This is a genomic window from Neptunomonas sp. CHC150 (assembly GCF_030397555.1).
In the GTDB taxonomy this organism is placed as follows: Bacteria; Pseudomonadota; Gammaproteobacteria; order Pseudomonadales; family Balneatricaceae; genus Neptunomonas; species Neptunomonas phycophila.
The window spans coordinates 50,476-67,230 of record NZ_JAPNXU010000012.1 but is presented as its reverse complement, the minus strand read 5'-3'; the positions used below and the strand labels follow the sequence as shown (position 1 = coordinate 67,230).

The window sequence follows — 16,755 nt, the reverse complement described above, 5'->3', positions numbered from 1 at the left end:
GCTAGCCCTGTGTAGCAGGTGGATTAATCTGCGATTGCCATGCATCAACCACTTTGCCAACATCATAGCTATTACGCTGCATCAAGTCTGAGAATTGGTTTTTGAACGTAATACGGAAATTAATACCATTCATAATGACGTTCACCAACTTCCAATGCTCGTCAGTTTTCACCATATAGTTCACCAACGTGTAAACAGTACCATCACCAGACGTGACATCCACCGTTACAATTTGTTTATCATCTTCAGGGCTCGGCGACGTTGGTGGGGAAATCGAATACTCTTTAATATCAAATCCGACTAATGATTTAGCGTATGTCTTAATCAGCGTTTGCTTAAAAACAACCGCAAACTTAGCGCGTTGCTCCTCAGTCGCTTGACGATAGTATTTACCCATTACCCAGCTGGAAATGTAAGTAAAATCTACATCACGGTCCACGATGGCAGCAATATCCTTTGCCAGCTCGTCTTCATTAGGGTTTTGTTGGTCATGGTACTTATCTACCACAGCAATCATGTCTTTGATTGATGCATCAACCTGTGCCTTCGCTTCATCATATGAAGCCATTACACTAAAGCTTAGCAAGAAAGCAGCACATGTGATTGCCACTTTAGATATAACTTGTTTCATTGTGAGGTATTCTCCTACTCACTAACCTTATTAAATAAGAATTTGCCGATAAGGTTTTCTAGCACCATAGCTGACTGCGTATCAGCAATAGTATCGCCGTTCTTGAGTGTATCTGGCTCAAAACCAACAGATAACCCTATGTACTGCTCACCTAGCAGGCCAGATGTCAAAATTTGTGCCGATGTGTCTTTGGACAAATAATCTACGCTAGAGTTTATATTCATTTCGACCAAAGCGACTAAGCGCTTAGTATCAATGGTAATCCGGCTGACTTCTCCAACTTGCACGCCAGATAAAGTCACTTTAGACCGAGCCTTTAACCCCCCTATATTTTCAAAGCGGGCCTCCAAACGGTAAGTATCTTGTGCAGCAGAATTCAAACTCAAACCGCTTACGTTTATTGCGAGGCCTAAAATGGCTAGCAAGCCAAGCAGCATAAATAGACCAACGCTCACTTCAATCCAGCGTGTACGCATTGTTAAAAGTCTCCAAACATCAATGCGGTTAAAACAAAATCCAAGCCCAAAACAGCAAGCGAGGCGTAAACTACCGTGCGCGTTGTTGCTTGACTAATCCCCTCGGAAGTCGGTACACAATCATAACCCTGAAAAACAGCTATCCAAGTTACAACCACACCAAACACAACCGCTTTAATCAAACCATTAACAACGTCTTCTGAAAAACTGACAGCGCTTTGCATGTTGGACCAGAAAGAGCCTTCATAAATCCCCAACCAATCAACACTCACTAGCGAACCACCCCAAACACCCACAATGGCAAAGATCATGGATAACAAAGGCATAGAAATAAAACCGGCCCATAAACGAGGAGCTATAATCCTACGCAAAGGATCAACCCCAATCATCTCTAGACTCGTCAACTGCTCAGTTGCTTTCATAAGGCCTATTTCTGCGGTCAATGCAGAACCCGCCCGTCCGGCAAACAATAACGCGGTCACAACCGGCGCCAACTCACGTACCAAGGTTAGCGCCACCATTTGACCCACTGCTTGCTCAGAGCCGTAATCAACTAAGATCGTATAACCTTGCAGACCGATTACCATACCGATAAACAAGCCTGATACGAGAATGATGATTAAAGATAAGACACCTACTGAGTATAACTGACGTATAACAAGCGGCGTCATGATCATTGGCTGCGGGCGCGCAACCAGTGATTGAAAAACAATCAACCCCGAACGGCCAAATGCTGCAACCCTGTCTAAACCGGTGCGACCAATCGAGGCAACAAAGTCCAACAACGCGAGTATCAATCCTTTCATGACACACCCTCTGCCAAGCCAAGATCATCCAAAAGCGGCTGGGCTGAGTAATGAAACGGAACAGGACCATCAGGCTGCCCCTGCATAAACTGCTCAACCTGCGGCAGGTGATTTTTCGATAATTCCTCAGGAGTCCCTTGCGCAATCACTTCTCCTCCTGAAATGAGGAAAATATGATCTGCAATACTCATAGTCTCTTTTATATCGTGCGATACGATAATACTGGTATGCCCTAATGCTTTGTTCATAGCACTAATCAATTTTACAAGGACACCCATAGCAATGGGGTCTTGACCGGCAAACGGCTCGTCATACATCACAATATCGGGATCTAAAACAATTGCCCTGGCTAAGGCAACACGACGAGTCATACCACCAGAAAGCTCACTCGGCATTAAAGGATGCGCACCTCTTAGGCCAACCGCATTTAGCTTTAACAACACTATATCGCGGATCATGTCTTCTGGCAGTTTCGTGTGTACCCTAAGTGGAAACGCGACATTGTCAAAAACTGACATGTCAGTAAATAAAGCACCGCTTTGAAACAGCATTCCCATTCGCTCACGCAACAAAAAAAGATCATGGCGAGGTAAACGATGGACATCGCTAGCATCCACTAAAACCCGGCCAGCGTCGGGACGCAGCTGTCCGCCAATCAATTTAAGCAAGGTGGTTTTACCCGTGCCTGATGGCCCCATTATCGCCGTAACTTTACCGCGAGGGATGCGCAAATTGACACCGTTAAAGATAGTGCGATTACCACGACTGAAATGAAGATCATCAACAATAATGACGCTATCTTCATTAGACTGTTTTGACATGCGTAGGGCGTATCCTCTGCCGTAAAATATTCCGCTAACCTATATTAACGGAAAATTAAGGCGCACAATATACCACTAGTGCAAGAAAACATGAATAATCCCAATTCACTTGCGTAACATAACAGTTCTGATTTAATACCGCTTTTTACCTTCGGATTTACTATTCTATGCTTTATCCCATTTTAGCGATACTTGGTGGATTAATCGTGCTCGTGTGGAGTGCAGATCGCTTCGTAAACGGTGCCGCCGCTACCGCCAAAAACTTCGGTATGTCACCGTTATTGATAGGCTTGACGATCGTGTCTTTTGGCACGTCCGCCCCCGAAATGCTGGTCTCTTTTATGGCCTCCATCAATGATTCGGGAAGCTTGGCGGTCGGTAACGCGGTTGGTTCTAATATTGCCAACATTGCTTTAGTACTTGGTATAACCGCAATGATTGCTCCTATGCCGGTAAAATCAGGGGTTATCAAAAAAGAGATCCCTCTATTAGTGGGTATAACGTTACTGGCTGGCTACTGCTTATGGGATCTGACGCTTTCACTATCCGACGGTATTATCTTATTTGTTGGATTGATTGTTTGTCTCTATTTATTTGCAAAATACCAACAAGAGGAAGAAGGTTCGGATGATGAAGAAATCCCCGAACTGACAACACCTAAAGCTATTTTTTGGCTGCTAATAGGGCTTGCTCTTTTAATAGCAAGCTCAAGATTACTCGTATGGGGCGCTGTTGAAATCGCCACAATTATGGGCGTTTCCGAACTCATTATTGGTTTGACGATTGTAGCCATCGGCACCAGCCTACCGGAATTAGCGGCTACCGTAGCCAGTGCACTAAAAAAACAACACGATATCGCATTAGGTAACATTGTCGGTTCTAACATCTTCAATTTAGGTGCTGTGATGGCAATTCCGGGCCTAGTGTCTCCCATTAGCATTGAGGCAGACGCGTTCTCCCGCGACTACATGGCCATGCTTGCCGTCACAATACTGCTTGTCGCCTTTTGCTTGTGGCAGCGACCCGCCCGAATCTCACGTATCGAGGGCGGCCTGCTAACCGCCGCCTATGCGGGATATCTCTACCTGCTGTACACTGTTGCATCCTGATTAACCCAAACGGAAATAAGTAAGTTTTATTATGGAACAAAGCAAACCTTTCTTAGAATCTGCTATTCGTACTATTAAATTAGAAGCCGAAGCAGTACTAGAACTTATTCCGCATTTAGATGCCGGATTCGAAGCAGCCTGCGAATTGCTGATCGAATGCAAAGGACGTGTCATTGTCACAGGTATGGGTAAGTCAGGTCACATTGGCTGTAAAATTGCAGCAACACTAGCCAGCACAGGCACTCCGGCCTTCTTTGTTCACCCAGGTGAAGCCAGCCATGGCGATATGGGGATGTTCACACCAGAAGACGTGGTCATTGCGCTATCCAACTCAGGTGAAACCGCTGAGATTGTGACTATATTGCCGCTCATTAAACGGATGGCAGCTCCGCTAATCAGTATTACAGGTAACCCTGCATCCACATTATCTCAAGAAGCTAATGTCAATTTAGACATCTCTGTTTCCGAAGAAGCATGCCCTCTCAACTTAGCACCTACATCCAGTACGACTGCGCAGTTGGTGATGGGAGACGCACTTGCAATCGCCTTACTTGAAGCCAAAGGTTTTACCGCCGAAGACTTTGCCTTTTCTCACCCTGGTGGTAGCCTCGGCCGCAAGCTCTTGCTCAAAGTTAAAAGCATTATGCACGCAGGCGACGACATACCTACCGTCGAACTCGGCACATCAGTTAACGCGGCTCTCATAGAAGTTACAGAAAAGCGCTTAGGCATGACAACAGTTGTCGACAAAGACGGTGTACTGGTCGGTATATTTACCGATGGAGACTTGCGACGAACGCTTGATTTGAACCTTGACCTCAAATCAACACCTATAGAACAAGTCATGACACGCCAATCAACAACCGTTAACGAAGAAATGCTCGCCGCCGAAGCCCTTCACATCATGCAAACTAAAAAAATCAACGCGCTGATTGCTTGCGATGACCAAGGTCGCCCTACTGGCGCACTGAATATGCACGACATGTTAAAAGCAGGAGTGATTTAATGCGCACTATCGACAATATTGAACTTGCAAAACGCGCCGCAAACATCACGCTAGCAGTGTTTGACGTGGATGGTATTTTAACTGACGGCAGTTTACATTTCCTTGCAGATGGTTCAGAAGTCAAAATGTTTAACACCCTAGACGGCCTAGGCTTCAAAATGCTGCATGACATGGGGATTGAAACCGCGATCATTACTGGCCGAAAGTCACCGCAAGTCGAAATGCGTGTCAAAGCACTGGGAATTACATACCTGCACCAAGGACGGGATGACAAACTTACCGCCCTGCGTGAAATACTAGACAAAACAGCTCATAGCGAAGAGACAACCGCCTATATTGGCGACGACCTACCTGATTTATCCGCTATTACAGCCGTTGCTTTTGGTGCAACAGTTCCCAATGGGCACCCTCTTGTAAAAGAAGAGGCCAGTTGGGTAACTGAACGAACAGGGGGGTATGGAGCCGCTCGTGAGTTTTGCGAGACTATCCTACAAGCCAAAGGCTTGTTAGCACAGGCGTACCAGAGGTTCCGTTAATGCTACTGAACCAAAGCAAAGCGCGAGTAGCCGTTGCAAGTATTCTCTTGTTACCGCTTCTCGCTTACTGGATTATTAACCCTGATGACGTGCAAGAGACACCGACACAAAGCGCATTATCACAGGGTGCGGATTACTACCTAAAAGGCAGCAAAGTAAAAGAGTTCGATGAACAAGGGAAGCTTAAAGCGACACTGTCAGCCGCTGAGTTAACTCACTTTCCCGATCAAGCATTATCCAGACTACTTTCTCCATCCGTCGAAATGCAGGATGAAAAAGGAACACCTGTCACGCTCACCAGCAAAACTGGCACGTTATTTGATAATGAAGACCGCATGACGCTTGATGAAGACGTACGCGTCACGCATAATCCCAACATGCCCGATGCCAGTTTACTAACCACGTCGTCGTTAAATTTTGACCGCCGCAGTGGTATCGCGAGCACAGACCTACCCGTCAAAATAACAAACCAACAGTTTGAAACGACAGCAACTGGCATGACGATCAACATTAATTCGCGGACCTCCGATTTACTATCGGACGTAAAAGGCACTTTTTATGTCGAACCTTAAACAACTATCCCTGTTGGCTTGCACATGCCTATTCGCTACCCAGCTTGCCTTTGCGTTACCTGACGACCGCAAGAAGCCTATCCATATCGCCGCTAATAGCGCTCAGATTGATGAAAATAGCGGAATTACTACCTATACGGGCAACGTGCTTATTACCCAGGGTACTATGAAAATAAAAGCCGCTAAGGTTAACCTTTATCAAAAAAATAATGACGTAAACCGCATTGTCGCCACGGGTAGTCCAGCAAGCTTTAGCCAACAAGCATCAGCAAACCAAGCTATTACCGACGCGTTTGGTCAACGTTTAGAATATCAAGTTGATCAACAAACCATCACAATCACCGGCAACGCTCGCGTAGAACAAGACAAGAACCAATTCAGCGGCGAACGCATTGTCTATCAGATGGAAAAGTCTCTCGTTAATGCCTATAGCGGTGAAGGCAACTCAGGACAGCGCGTACAAATGATTATCCAACCAAAAGCGAAATAATATGATGACGCCGGATAGCACTTTACACGCTCGCAACTTAGCAAAATCATACAAAAAACGTAATGTCGTTCGCGATGTATCCCTCTCGGTCAATAGCGGTGAAATCGTAGGACTTCTGGGTCCCAATGGTGCCGGTAAAACTACCTGCTTTTACATGATTGTGGGCTTGGTCAAAGCTGATAACGGCTCAATAGCTATCAACGAAGAAACGATTACCCCTTTGGCTATGCACCAACGCGCACGCAAAGGAATTGGTTACTTACCTCAAGAAGCGTCTATTTTTCGAAAGCTCAGTGTTGAAGATAACTTACTTGGCATTTTAGAAATGCGAAAAGAGCTATCAGTTGATCAACAAAAAGCCAAAATGGAAGAGTTGCTAGAAGAGTTTCACATTACGCACATACGAAATAGTCTAGGCATGAGCTTGTCTGGTGGAGAACGACGCCGAGTCGAAATAGCGCGTGCCCTAGCCTCCGAGCCCGCTTTTATTTTGTTAGACGAACCCTTTGCAGGGGTTGACCCAATCTCTGTAAATGATATTAAAAAGACGATAAAACACCTACAATCAAAAGGTATTGGAGTCTTAATAACGGACCACAATGTCAGAGAAACACTCGACATTTGTGAGAAAGCCTACATAGTCAGTGAAGGTGTTATCCTAGCTGAAGGCGAGCCAAGCGATATACTGGCAAATGAAAAAGTTCGTGCTGCTTACCTCGGCGAATCGTTTCGACTATAAGCAACACCTCGTGTTTTCTGGAGTCTACTTGTAATTTATGAAGCAGTCATTACAGTTAAAAATGGGGCAACATCTCACGATGACCCCACAATTACAGCAAGCAATTCGCTTACTGCAATTATCGACACTTGATCTACAGCAGGAGATTCAATCTGCATTAGACAGCAATCCCATGCTGGAAACTAATGAAGACAGTGAAGACAATGCGGCTCCGCAGGACAACTCTACACAGAGCGAGCAGCCTAGCAATTCAGATCAAACCCCATCGGAATACACGGCGCAAACAACACAAGAATCGACACAATCTGACGACCAAGAACCCGACTCTTTTGACGACAAGTGGAACGATGACATCCCCAGTGAGTTATCAACCGATTCATCTTGGGACGACACTTACCAAACTAGCAGCAACACATCGAGCACAAGTAATCGTGACGATGACAGCTTTTTTGAATCGAATGATAGTGCCGAGGAGAGTCTCCAAGACCATTTGCTATGGCAACTTAACCTAACAAGGATGTCCGCAGACGACCGTTTAGTTGCTGAAGCCATTATCGATGCGATCGACAACGAAGGCTATTTACGCCTTAACATTGAAGAGCTGCTTGAAGACTTTAAACGCCAAGAACCAGAACGCTTCCAAGAAGCAGAACTGGAAGAGTTCGAAGCCGTATTGCATCGCGTACAGCAGTTTGATCCGCCCGGTGTAGCGGCCCGCGACTTAGGTGAATGCCTGTGCATACAATTAAAACAATTACCTGAGCCGCCTCCTTTGTTAGCGCAAACGTTGAACTTGTGCCAACATTATATCCACTTACTGGGTAACCATGATTACAAACAATTGATGCGCAAGCTACGCATCAAAGAACCACAATTACAGGCTATTATTGAACTCATTCAAACGCTAAACCCGCAGCCGGGAGCAATGATTTCACCTTCAAAAGCTGAATATGTGATTCCAGATGTTTTTGTGGAAAAGCTCAAAGGTGTTTGGACCGTGCGCTTGAATTCTGAAGCTTCACCTAATTTACGGATCAACACTCAGTATGCTGATTTGATTCGCCGAGCGGACTCCAGCGCGGATAACACCTATTTAAAAAACCATTTACAGGAAGCACGCTGGTTTATTAAGAGTCTACTCAGCCGAAATGAAACTCTGCTAAAAGTTTCAAGTCAAATTATCGAAAGGCAAGTAGATTTTCTTGAGCATGGTGAAGAAGCTATGAAGCCCATGGTGTTACATGACATTGCCGAAGCAGTTGAGATGCACGAATCCACTATCTCACGTGTGACGACACAAAAATTCATGCACACACCTCGCGGAATATTTGAGCTAAAGTACTTCTTTTCAAGCCATGTCAACACCAGCGATGGTGGCGCAGCCTCATCAACAGCCATACGAGCGGTCATAAAAAAACTGATAGCTGCCGAAAACCCTGCTAAACCTTTAAGTGATAGTAAAATTGCTCAACTTCTCGATGAAGAAGGAATCCAGGTCGCTCGAAGGACGATCGCCAAATATCGCGAAGCGATGGGAATCGCTCCTTCTAATGAACGCAAGCGTCTGGTTTAATAACGATACGCATACGACTGAAGAGTCGTGCTAAGGAGACAATCTATGCAGATCAATATCACAGGTCACCATGTAGAACTGACTGAAGCACTGTCCGAGTATGTACACACTAAGTTTGACAAGCTAGAACGCCATTTCGATAACATCACTAACGTACAAGTGACCTTGAGTGTTGATAAACAGCGGCAAATTGCCGAAGCTGACATGCATATTGCTGGAGGCGAAATATTTGCAACCAGTGAGCAGCCGGATATGTATGCGGCCATTGATGCCCTGACGGATAAGCTAGACCGTCAAATCATCAAACATAAAGAAAAGCTCAAGAGCCATAAATAACCTTCTAATAACTAATTGAAGTCATATGCCCATAATTTCTCTGTTAACACCTAGCCGCACTCTACAAGCAGTAGAGGGCGGCAGCAAAAAGCGCGTGCTAGAAATGGCAAGCAAACTCATTGCTGAATCAGTCGGTGAAGAAGTCACACACGAACTTATCTTCACCGGCCTAATTGGCAGAGAAAGGCTGGGCAGTACCGGCATCGGTGAAGGGGTTGCTATACCCCATTGCCGATTAGCGGGTATCGAAGCACCGATAGGAGCGCTGATTCACTTAGCAGAGCCTATCGATTTTGATGCTATCGACAGCCGTCCTGTAGATTTACTGTTCTTTTTGCTAGTCCCTGAAGCGGCCTGTGATGAGCACCTCGGCACTTTAGCAAAATTAGCAGAAGTCTTTAGCCAAGATGAATGCCGTGTCGCCCTTCGAAAAGCCGACAGCAATGAAAACCTATTGGCTACAGCGATGCGCTTATTCCAATAAAGTGACATCAGCCTAATGCAATAAGAGAGCTCTCATGAAATTGGTAATCATTAGCGGGATGTCCGGCTCAGGAAAAAGCTCAGCCTTGCAGGCATTGGAAGATGTGGGTTTTTATTGCATTGATAACTTACCGGCTATGCTATTGCCGGATTTAATTAAGCATCTAGAAGCCGATGCTCAATTCAAAAAAATAGCCGTTTGTATCGATGCTCGTAACTTATCGAGTAATTTAGAGCGACTCCCCGAGATCTGGCGTGATTTTAACGAACACAGCGACATTAACGCCGAGCTCGTGTTTATTAACGCGTCACTTGAAAGCTTACTCAACCGTTACAGCTCAACTAGACGTCGACATCCGATGTCAGAATTGTTTAGTGGATTAACTGACTCAATTGAGTACGAAAAAAAGCTCCTTGAGCCGATCGCCGAAATTGCCGATATAAGAATCGATACTACGCATATGTCACTATACGACCTCCGTGACACGATTAAATTACGTGTAGCAGAGCGTAAACAGCAAACGTTATCACTCCAATTTGAGTCGTTTGGCTTTAAACATGGCGTTCCAATGGATGTCGATATGGTATTTGATGTCCGTGTACTGCCAAACCCTTATTGGCTTCCTGAATTACGTAAATTTACGGGCAAGGACAAGCCTGTCATCGACTTTTTAAGTAACGAGGCTCTGGTCGATGAAATGTACCAGGATATTCGCGGTTACATTGAAAAGTGGTTGCCTGAGTTTTCCAACAATAACCGCAGTTATGTCACGGTAGGTATTGGCTGCACCGGCGGCCAGCACCGGTCCGTTTTTCTTGCGGAGAAGCTAACGGGCTATTTTAAATCACTCATGGATACGGTGAACATACGCCACCGAGAACTGCACTAAGTGCCAGTTTAAGATCAGGAATAAGCGCATGCTAGAAAAGAAAATCACAATAATAAATAAGCTCGGCTTACACGCCCGCGCAGCCGCCAAGCTCATCAACACAACCTCGCGCTTTTCGTGCGACGTCCGCCTAGAAAAAGATGACCGAGAAGTGGATGGGAAAAGTATCATGTCTGTTATGATGCTTGCCGCAAGTCGAGGCACCGAACTTACTGTAAAAACTCAAGGCGAAGACCAAGATGAAGCCCTGAGCGCGATAGAAGCGTTAATTAATAACCGCTTTGACGAAGAAGAGTAATATCAGCCAACAGATCTACTGTAGGCTTAAGAACTATCCGTTATACTAGCGCCTACGCCACCAAGGCGCCCCTACTCTATCCTGACGCTGACAGTGAGCACCTAAGGACTTTATGACGGCTCAAGAAGATACCACAGCATTAGACAAGCTAAATAGCGCTCTCAATAGCGGCGCATTTCAACAAGTCCGTTTCACCCTTAACAGCACATTACGTCCTGTAGAAGTCGCACATTTACTCGAAAAGTCGCCCCCAAAAGAGCGCCAAATTCTTTGGAACCTAATCCATCCAGAGAATGAAGGTAAGGTACTGCAATACCTTGCTGATGATATCCAGGCCGACATTTTAAGCAAAATGGATGCTGATCGTTTATTAGCGATTACGGAAACATTAGATACCGACGATGTAGCCGACGTTTTACAACAACTCCCAGAGCGTATTACTCGCGAGCTGCTCCAAATTATGGATCAGCAAAATCGCGAGCGCATCGAAGAGATCTTGGCTTACCCAGAGGATACCGCTGGCGGCTTGATGAATACCGACACGGTTACTATCCGCCCCGATATAACGGTAGAAACGTGCTTGCGCTATATTCGTCGCCATAATGAAATCCCAGAGATGACGGATAGCCTTTTTGTAGTAAGCCGAAAAAAGAATTCATACATAGGCACACTTCCCCTTACCAAGCTGTTGGTGAGTGACCCCGAAATTACAATTCGGGAAATAATGAATACCGATATTAAGCCCATACCTGCTGACATGCCTGATGATAAGGTTGCTTCTCTATTTGAAAAGCACGACCTAGTCTCTGCCCCTGTTATTAACAAGAGCGGTAAATTATTGGGACGTATCACTATCGACGATGTAGTCGACGTTATACGGGAAGATGCCGACCACTCCTTAATGAGCATGGCGGGTCTGGATGAAGATGAAGATACTTTTGCTCCACTCTTAAAAACTACGCGCCGTCGCGCTGTTTGGCTGGGTATTAACTTACTAACAGCGTTACTTGCTTCATCTGTGATCGGACTCTTCCAAGACACCATTGATAAAGTAGTTGCTCTGGCCGTACTAATGCCCATTGTGGCATCCATGGGCGGTATAGCAGGCAGCCAAACCTTAACTCTGATGATACGTGGTCAAGCATTAGGACATGTCGAGCGTTCAAACGCTCGCTGGCTTCTTAACCGCGAGCTGTTAGTCAGCTTATTAAACGGGATCATATGGGCCGGGGTCGTGGCAGCGGTGTCTATGGTCTGGTTCAGCAGCCAAACTATCGGTATCGTTATTGGGTTAGCTATTGTCATCAATTTAATTGTCGGAGCACTGGCCGGCACCCTACTTCCCCTCGTATTAAAAGCGTGGGGGATCGATCCAGCATTGGCAGGCAGTGTCTTACTGACTACAATTACCGACGTGGTAGGTTTTTTTGCCTTCCTTGGCCTAGCCACTTATTTCTACGGATAACTTAATGAGCAATATCGATACACATGACACCGACTATGAAGATGATGACTTTGTCAGTCGTTCGCAACGTAAACGAGAAGTTGAAGCACTTCAGGACATAGGCACTAAAATGATTGATTTGCGCCCAGATCAACTTAAGCGCATGCCTATTGATGAAACACTTTACGACGCTATTGTGGAAGCTAAACGGCTAAGCTCACGCAACGCGCTAAAGCGCCAAATGCAATATATTGGCAAACTCATGCGCCATGAAGATGGGGACGCTATACAAGCACAGCTAGATCGATTTGATTCGACATCTGAAGCGCATAACCAAATGTTTCATAAGCTCGAAAAATGGCGTGATCGTTTGATCGCAAATGAGAGCGGTATGCTAGATGTCATCATTAATGAATACAGCACTATTGATGTACAACATTTGCGCCAGCTAGTCAGAAACGCTCAAAAAGAAAAGGCAGACAATAAAGCGCCAGCCGCTTCACGCAAACTCTTTAAATACTTGCGCCAACTAGAAGAGAGCAAACAAGCGTAACAGCATTATTTATCATTACGGTCCATTCTAAATGGATCGTTACGCTGTTTTTCCTTTTCAGACACCACGGTATCTACTTCAGGTTCAGCCCACGGCCCATTAAGTTGATAGGTCAACGTACTAACCTTCTCAAGCTTATCACCTATCAACTTATCAATAATAAAAACAGCACCCGCTATTTGAGGCGCGCCTAATAACACTGCCGCGATTGGCACATTGCTCGTTAACGGTAAAACAACATCCATCTTCGCATTAATAGTTTGCTGCGCTAAATTCAACTCGCCATTTAACTTCAAATCGGCCGAAGGACCTTCTAGGCTTAAAGGCTTGTCCGTATAGGCTATGCCATCATTGATTAAAAAGCTCGCATCTAGGGTATCGTAAGCCACCCCTTTTTCTACCAAATCGGTGAAATTCAACTTTAAGCGACGCACTATCGTATTAAAGTTAAGGATACCAAAGAGGCGTAAAATATTAGCGGAATTTCCACTTTCGACAATACGTCCATTAGTTAATGACATGACGAAATTACCACTCAGATCATCCGGTGTGAATCCCCATAGATATCCCGGCCAACTTAACTTTGCACTAAGATTGCCTTTAGTCGACTCAATGACTCCCGAATAACCCCATTGCGCGATGACCTTTCCTAAATCACCACCGGCAAAGCTCAAATCAAGGTAGCTTTGAGGCGCTTTGTTTTGTACGCTCCAACCTGCTTCTCCCGTTAGGTGATAAGAACCTATATCTGCAGTAATGCTCGATACAGTGAATTGCCCCTGAGAACTTGGCACAAGTGCGGCTTGCCAGCGCCCCAACTCATGACTATTCAAACGCAACTCATCAATAACCACATTCATCTTTGGCCACTGAGAAACATCAATTAACGGCGCTTCAGAACTTGACGATTCCGGCTGGTTCAAGAAGATAGCGCCTTTACCTTGTGTATTGAGCCGTAGATGCTTCAAAGATATTTGATAAGGCTGTTGATCATCCTCCGGAATTTTAATATCGCCAGTAACAACCGGGCTAATCACACCAATAGTCGCACGGCCATTGACGGGTGAGTGGTAAACTACGTTTACACGAGGTAAGCGCATATTTTCATAGAGAACTTGATCGACCATTAATGAAACAGTAACCGGGACATTGCTTGTTTGGCTTTGCGTCTGTGCTGGATCTGCCGAAGCTCCGGATACCCATTCATTACGCTTGAGCAAAGCCGACAACTCATCAAGATCAATGGTGCCTTGCCGCCCTTCTACCCAAACACCCGGCGTGCTCGGTTCTTGCGGTCTTGTATCGCCTAAAAAAATACGAGTCCCCGCAAGGTCTCCCATCATTTTGGTGACCCCACGCAACTGGTTATTCAAATTGAACCGCCAAACCGGATCATTAATACCTAACTGACCGACTAGCTGCAAAGATTTAGTTTCAGAAGATGACTTTCCGTAAGGCGCTGGCAGAAGCAACTCAACACCTTTTAGGTCAGTATTAACCACTAATTTATTACACAGCGGAGAGCCATCACAAATATCCATCCGCCCAGCAACAGCCGCAGCGCCTTTAACACTATTGAGGAAGCTCAAGCCTGTCCATTTATGTAAAGCCGCTGCTGATAACGTTCCATTGAGTGAGACTCTGGTAATTGCTGGAGATTCTGACGTGGCCGCAACTGTCTCTATATTCCCGACAACAGGGCTACCTAGAAATTCGCTTTTAAGCCCCTTTGCCGACAAGCCTGCCGCCGAGGAAAAGCGAAGTGTTCCATTAATCTTCGTAAACGCGAGTGTTTGCGCCTTATCCTTAAAAGAACCACCCTTTAGGTACGAGACTACTTGAACTTTTGGAGGCTGCTGGCCTTCAAGAGCAATATCAACGCTCACATCGGTGGTTTGCGAACCGCTAATACGCCAGCTCTCTAGCCCATCACCAACGACTTGACGAATATCTGGGGTATTTAATATTTGCTGTATATCACTTGCTGCACCCGAAAGGTGGGTTTTTATGGATAAACGACTAACATCCGGCGAAGAAGTGATTTCCACATTGCCAGCACTGCGCATAATATTCGCATCTTCAGATCGGATCCGAAGGCCTTCCTGATCTAGCCATAATGTCATATCGGTGTCAGAGACAGCAGGCCACCCTTCTAAGAAAGCGACTTTTCCCTGCTCGATATCTAAATAGAGCTGAACTGTTGGAGGAGTACGGCCTTCTAAATTACGGGTATCTGTTCGTAACAACAACAGCCCTTGCTTGACCGTCCCTGACTTAACCGCTTGTTTAATCCAAGCATGCAGCGATTCACCAACTTCTTTGGCCGGCACGTAACCAGCAGCCTGACTAGCTTCACCATTTTGCAGACCGATCATCAAAGAGAATTCACTCTGATGCTTACGCTCAATAGGCAGCATTAAACGGAAACGCCCTGAAGCTTCTAAGTCCTTTATAGCCTCCTCTCCCTGCTCAGCAGCTTTGGAAAGCGTTAACAAACCGCTATTAACAACAACTACAGGTAAGTCATACCCGGGGGGACGTTCAATATTCCACTTAACCCGACCTTTTGCATGGCTGTAGTGCCAACCTGATTCAAACAAAGACGGAAATGACAAATCAAACTGATCTGTATCTAAATCTACATGCCCAGTGTTTTTATTAAAAACTAACTGTCCATTTACGTTAGCAACCGAAGGGGAACCAAAATACTCATCAAGACCAACACTAACTAAGTCGGCCACTGCTTCAAAGTCAATTAATGCGGCGCCGTCAGGCCAAGTCACTAGCACGTTTTCCAAATGCCCTTTCGGGTTTAGTAAGTCGATGGCTTGATTCAAAGAGTCTGTCAAATACGCTTTATCTTTTAGCCAAGCAGCAATTGAATGCAGAGGCAACGATTGAATCGCTAATTGCTTTAGTGCCAAAGCTCCCTTCTCTGTTTCTGAGTTTGGAGTTGGCAGCTGTATCATCGCTGTTACGTAAGGTAGGCTTAATGTGTCGGCCGGCGTATGATCGCTTACCAACGTCAAACTAGATACTTGAATCTGATACCGATTATTGCCTTTTGGCTCAGCCGCAAAAGTAAAACTGCTATCAATGACGTTATCAAACTTTTCATCAGCAAAACTCAACTTATCAACCGATGCACGACCTTGTAAGCGAGATAGTTCACGCTTAGATAACGTTGCCCATAATTCAGCGCTGGCATCCAATTGTGATATTTCAATGGGCAGTAGCTCACCTGCGAGATCAAGAATAGGAGTGCCTACGTCACTCACTTTCGCATAAATTGAGAATTCACCATCTAAGGGGCGTGATGGCGACAACTGATCAGCTTCGATAACGAAAGCGGCTTCGCTGTTTTTCCCTTGCTCAGTTTCTAAACGTGCCTGCCCAACAACTTGGTGTTGCTTACGCGTATTATCTATCGCCAGAGTAACGGGAGAAAAACGTCTTACCTCCTCACCAGCCAGCATGAGCTCAAATTCTGCATTACTAATATCGATATGAGACTGTGTAAATAAGAGTGTTGCTGTTTTATTCAACACATCGTTAAAGCGGCTAGTTTGAGCATCCGGCACTTTAGCAGAGCTCTGCGTCCATCCACTTTCAGGCTCTACAAGCCTGACCTTCAAACCATCGACGTCGGCATATTTAAATATCGGCTGCCAATATCGCAATGAACGAAAGAGATCCACGCTTGCGTTCACACGGCTTGATACAATAGATAATTGGGAAGGCGCTTTATTATCAGTTATGCGTAAATCACTGATATCAAAAACAGGGTAAGCACCTTGCCAATGCGTCTGCAAAGCACCTATTTCAATGTGTAAGTTGGTTCTTTCTGAAATGAACTGTGTGATGTCATCAGCAATACGGGGAAGATGGGGAAAACCGAGCCGTAACACCATCAAGCCAACTAAAGCGATAAAAAAAGCTATTAAGCACAGCCCAGTAAAACCTTTTTTTAGACGCTGATTCATCGACCTAAT

18 protein-coding genes are annotated in these 16,755 nt (G+C 45.4%); 13 read left to right on the top strand and 5 right to left on the bottom strand.

The annotated features are described in order from the left end of the window. Position 1: 1 nt before the first annotated feature. From OW491_RS16160 to OW491_RS16145, 4 genes are read right to left on the bottom strand one after another with little or no spacing between them, the layout of a single operon-like run. Positions 2-631: an ABC transporter substrate-binding protein gene (locus OW491_RS16160; protein ID WP_290036939.1), complete on the bottom strand. Its 630-nt coding sequence runs from the start codon at positions 629-631 to the stop codon at positions 2-4. Between the two features lie 14 nt (positions 632-645). After that, a complete protein-coding gene (gene mlaD, locus OW491_RS16155) occupies positions 646-1,107 on the bottom strand; it encodes an outer membrane lipid asymmetry maintenance protein MlaD (protein ID WP_075172822.1) in 462 nt (153 codons plus the stop codon). A gap of 2 nt (positions 1,108-1,109) precedes the next feature. Continuing rightward, positions 1,110-1,913, bottom strand: coding sequence for a lipid asymmetry maintenance ABC transporter permease subunit MlaE (mlaE, locus tag OW491_RS16150; RefSeq protein WP_246283248.1), 804 nt, complete (start codon positions 1,911-1,913; stop codon positions 1,110-1,112). Beyond that, a complete protein-coding gene (locus OW491_RS16145; protein WP_075172823.1) occupies positions 1,910-2,734 on the bottom strand; it encodes an ATP-binding cassette domain-containing protein in 825 nt (274 codons plus the stop codon). Before OW491_RS16145 ends, mlaE begins: the two co-directional genes overlap by 4 nt. A gap of 167 nt (positions 2,735-2,901) precedes the next feature. Here OW491_RS16145 and OW491_RS16140 point away from each other — a divergent pair, with 167 nt between their 5' ends. The 13 genes from OW491_RS16140 to yjgA all read left to right on the top strand — a co-directional run bounded on the left by OW491_RS16140 (position 2,902) and on the right by yjgA (position 12,763). Next, positions 2,902-3,843, top strand: coding sequence for a calcium/sodium antiporter (locus OW491_RS16140; protein WP_075178453.1), 942 nt, complete (start codon positions 2,902-2,904; stop codon positions 3,841-3,843). A gap of 31 nt (positions 3,844-3,874) precedes the next feature. Continuing rightward, complete coding sequence (locus OW491_RS16135; protein ID WP_075178454.1) at positions 3,875-4,849, top strand: KpsF/GutQ family sugar-phosphate isomerase; 975 nt, start codon at positions 3,875-3,877, stop codon at positions 4,847-4,849. Beyond that, entirely contained in the window at positions 4,849-5,385 is a 537-nt protein-coding gene (locus OW491_RS16130; RefSeq protein WP_290036938.1) for an HAD hydrolase family protein, read from the top strand. Before OW491_RS16135 ends, OW491_RS16130 begins: the two co-directional genes overlap by 1 nt. Further along, a complete protein-coding gene (gene lptC / locus OW491_RS16125) occupies positions 5,385-5,957 on the top strand; it encodes an LPS export ABC transporter periplasmic protein LptC (protein ID WP_075172827.1) in 573 nt (190 codons plus the stop codon). The genes OW491_RS16130 and lptC overlap by 1 nt, the downstream gene beginning before the upstream one ends. Continuing rightward, positions 5,944-6,447 (top strand): lipopolysaccharide transport periplasmic protein LptA, encoded by a 504-nt coding sequence (gene lptA / locus OW491_RS16120; protein WP_075178456.1) that lies wholly within the window; start codon positions 5,944-5,946, stop codon positions 6,445-6,447. The genes lptC and lptA overlap by 14 nt, the downstream gene beginning before the upstream one ends. Positions 6,448-6,451: 4 nt before the next feature. Next, positions 6,452-7,186 (top strand): LPS export ABC transporter ATP-binding protein, encoded by a 735-nt coding sequence (lptB, locus tag OW491_RS16115; RefSeq protein WP_075173548.1) that lies wholly within the window; start codon positions 6,452-6,454, stop codon positions 7,184-7,186. Positions 7,187-7,223: 37 nt separating this feature from the next. Beyond that, positions 7,224-8,759 carry an RNA polymerase factor sigma-54 gene (locus OW491_RS16110; RefSeq protein WP_075172829.1) on the top strand — a complete coding sequence of 512 codons (1,536 nt, stop codon included), beginning with the start codon at positions 7,224-7,226 and terminating at the stop codon, positions 8,757-8,759. Between the two features lie 45 nt (positions 8,760-8,804). Further along, positions 8,805-9,095, top strand: coding sequence for a ribosome hibernation promoting factor (gene hpf / locus OW491_RS16105; protein WP_075172830.1), 291 nt, complete (start codon positions 8,805-8,807; stop codon positions 9,093-9,095). A 25-nt stretch (positions 9,096-9,120) separates the two neighbouring features. Next, positions 9,121-9,579 (top strand): PTS IIA-like nitrogen regulatory protein PtsN, encoded by a 459-nt coding sequence (ptsN, locus tag OW491_RS16100; RefSeq protein ID WP_290036936.1) that lies wholly within the window; start codon positions 9,121-9,123, stop codon positions 9,577-9,579. Between the two features lie 34 nt (positions 9,580-9,613). Beyond that, on the top strand, positions 9,614-10,468 hold the full coding sequence (gene rapZ, locus OW491_RS16095; protein WP_075172832.1) for an RNase adapter RapZ: 855 nt from the start codon (positions 9,614-9,616) through the stop codon (positions 10,466-10,468). 28 nt (positions 10,469-10,496) lie between these two features. Further along, entirely contained in the window at positions 10,497-10,766 is a 270-nt protein-coding gene (locus OW491_RS16090) for an HPr family phosphocarrier protein (protein ID WP_075172833.1), read from the top strand. A gap of 112 nt (positions 10,767-10,878) precedes the next feature. Beyond that, positions 10,879-12,231: a magnesium transporter gene (gene mgtE / locus OW491_RS16085; RefSeq protein WP_075172834.1), complete on the top strand. Its 1,353-nt coding sequence runs from the start codon at positions 10,879-10,881 to the stop codon at positions 12,229-12,231. Between the two features lie 4 nt (positions 12,232-12,235). Beyond that, positions 12,236-12,763, top strand: a complete 528-nt coding sequence (yjgA, locus tag OW491_RS16080; protein WP_290036932.1) for a ribosome biogenesis factor YjgA — start codon at positions 12,236-12,238, stop codon at positions 12,761-12,763. 5 nt (positions 12,764-12,768) lie between these two features. On the opposite strand, the gene OW491_RS16075 is transcribed toward yjgA, so the two are convergent. Beyond that, a complete protein-coding gene (locus OW491_RS16075) occupies positions 12,769-16,746 on the bottom strand; it encodes a YhdP family protein (RefSeq protein WP_290036930.1) in 3,978 nt (1,325 codons plus the stop codon). Between the last annotated feature and the right edge of the window lie 9 nt (positions 16,747-16,755).

Bases quoted from the DNA above. Each gene is read 5' to 3' on its own strand.
- yjgA (WP_290036932.1), top strand. From the start codon at position 12,236: ATGAGCAATATCGATACACATGACACCGACTATGAAGATGATGACTTT.
- OW491_RS16160 (WP_290036939.1), bottom strand. From the start codon at position 631: ATGAAACAAGTTATATCTAAAGTGGCAATCACATGTGCTGCTTTCTTG.
- OW491_RS16110 (WP_075172829.1), top strand. From the start codon at position 7,224: ATGAAGCAGTCATTACAGTTAAAAATGGGGCAACATCTCACGATGACC.
- mlaE (WP_246283248.1), bottom strand. From the start codon at position 1,913: ATGAAAGGATTGATACTCGCGTTGTTGGACTTTGTTGCCTCGATTGGT.
- OW491_RS16075 (WP_290036930.1), bottom strand. From the start codon at position 16,746: ATGAATCAGCGTCTAAAAAAAGGTTTTACTGGGCTGTGCTTAATAGCT.
- ptsN (WP_290036936.1), top strand. From the start codon at position 9,121: ATGCCCATAATTTCTCTGTTAACACCTAGCCGCACTCTACAAGCAGTA.
- lptB (WP_075173548.1), top strand. From the start codon at position 6,452: ATGACGCCGGATAGCACTTTACACGCTCGCAACTTAGCAAAATCATAC.
- OW491_RS16145 (WP_075172823.1), bottom strand. From the start codon at position 2,734: ATGTCAAAACAGTCTAATGAAGATAGCGTCATTATTGTTGATGATCTT.
- hpf (WP_075172830.1), top strand. From the start codon at position 8,805: ATGCAGATCAATATCACAGGTCACCATGTAGAACTGACTGAAGCACTG.
- OW491_RS16140 (WP_075178453.1), top strand. From the start codon at position 2,902: ATGCTTTATCCCATTTTAGCGATACTTGGTGGATTAATCGTGCTCGTG.
- mlaD (WP_075172822.1), bottom strand. From the start codon at position 1,107: ATGCGTACACGCTGGATTGAAGTGAGCGTTGGTCTATTTATGCTGCTT.
- lptA (WP_075178456.1), top strand. From the start codon at position 5,944: ATGTCGAACCTTAAACAACTATCCCTGTTGGCTTGCACATGCCTATTC.
- OW491_RS16130 (WP_290036938.1), top strand. From the start codon at position 4,849: ATGCGCACTATCGACAATATTGAACTTGCAAAACGCGCCGCAAACATC.
- mgtE (WP_075172834.1), top strand. From the start codon at position 10,879: ATGACGGCTCAAGAAGATACCACAGCATTAGACAAGCTAAATAGCGCT.
- lptC (WP_075172827.1), top strand. From the start codon at position 5,385: ATGCTACTGAACCAAAGCAAAGCGCGAGTAGCCGTTGCAAGTATTCTC.
- rapZ (WP_075172832.1), top strand. From the start codon at position 9,614: ATGAAATTGGTAATCATTAGCGGGATGTCCGGCTCAGGAAAAAGCTCA.
- OW491_RS16135 (WP_075178454.1), top strand. From the start codon at position 3,875: ATGGAACAAAGCAAACCTTTCTTAGAATCTGCTATTCGTACTATTAAA.
- OW491_RS16090 (WP_075172833.1), top strand. From the start codon at position 10,497: ATGCTAGAAAAGAAAATCACAATAATAAATAAGCTCGGCTTACACGCC.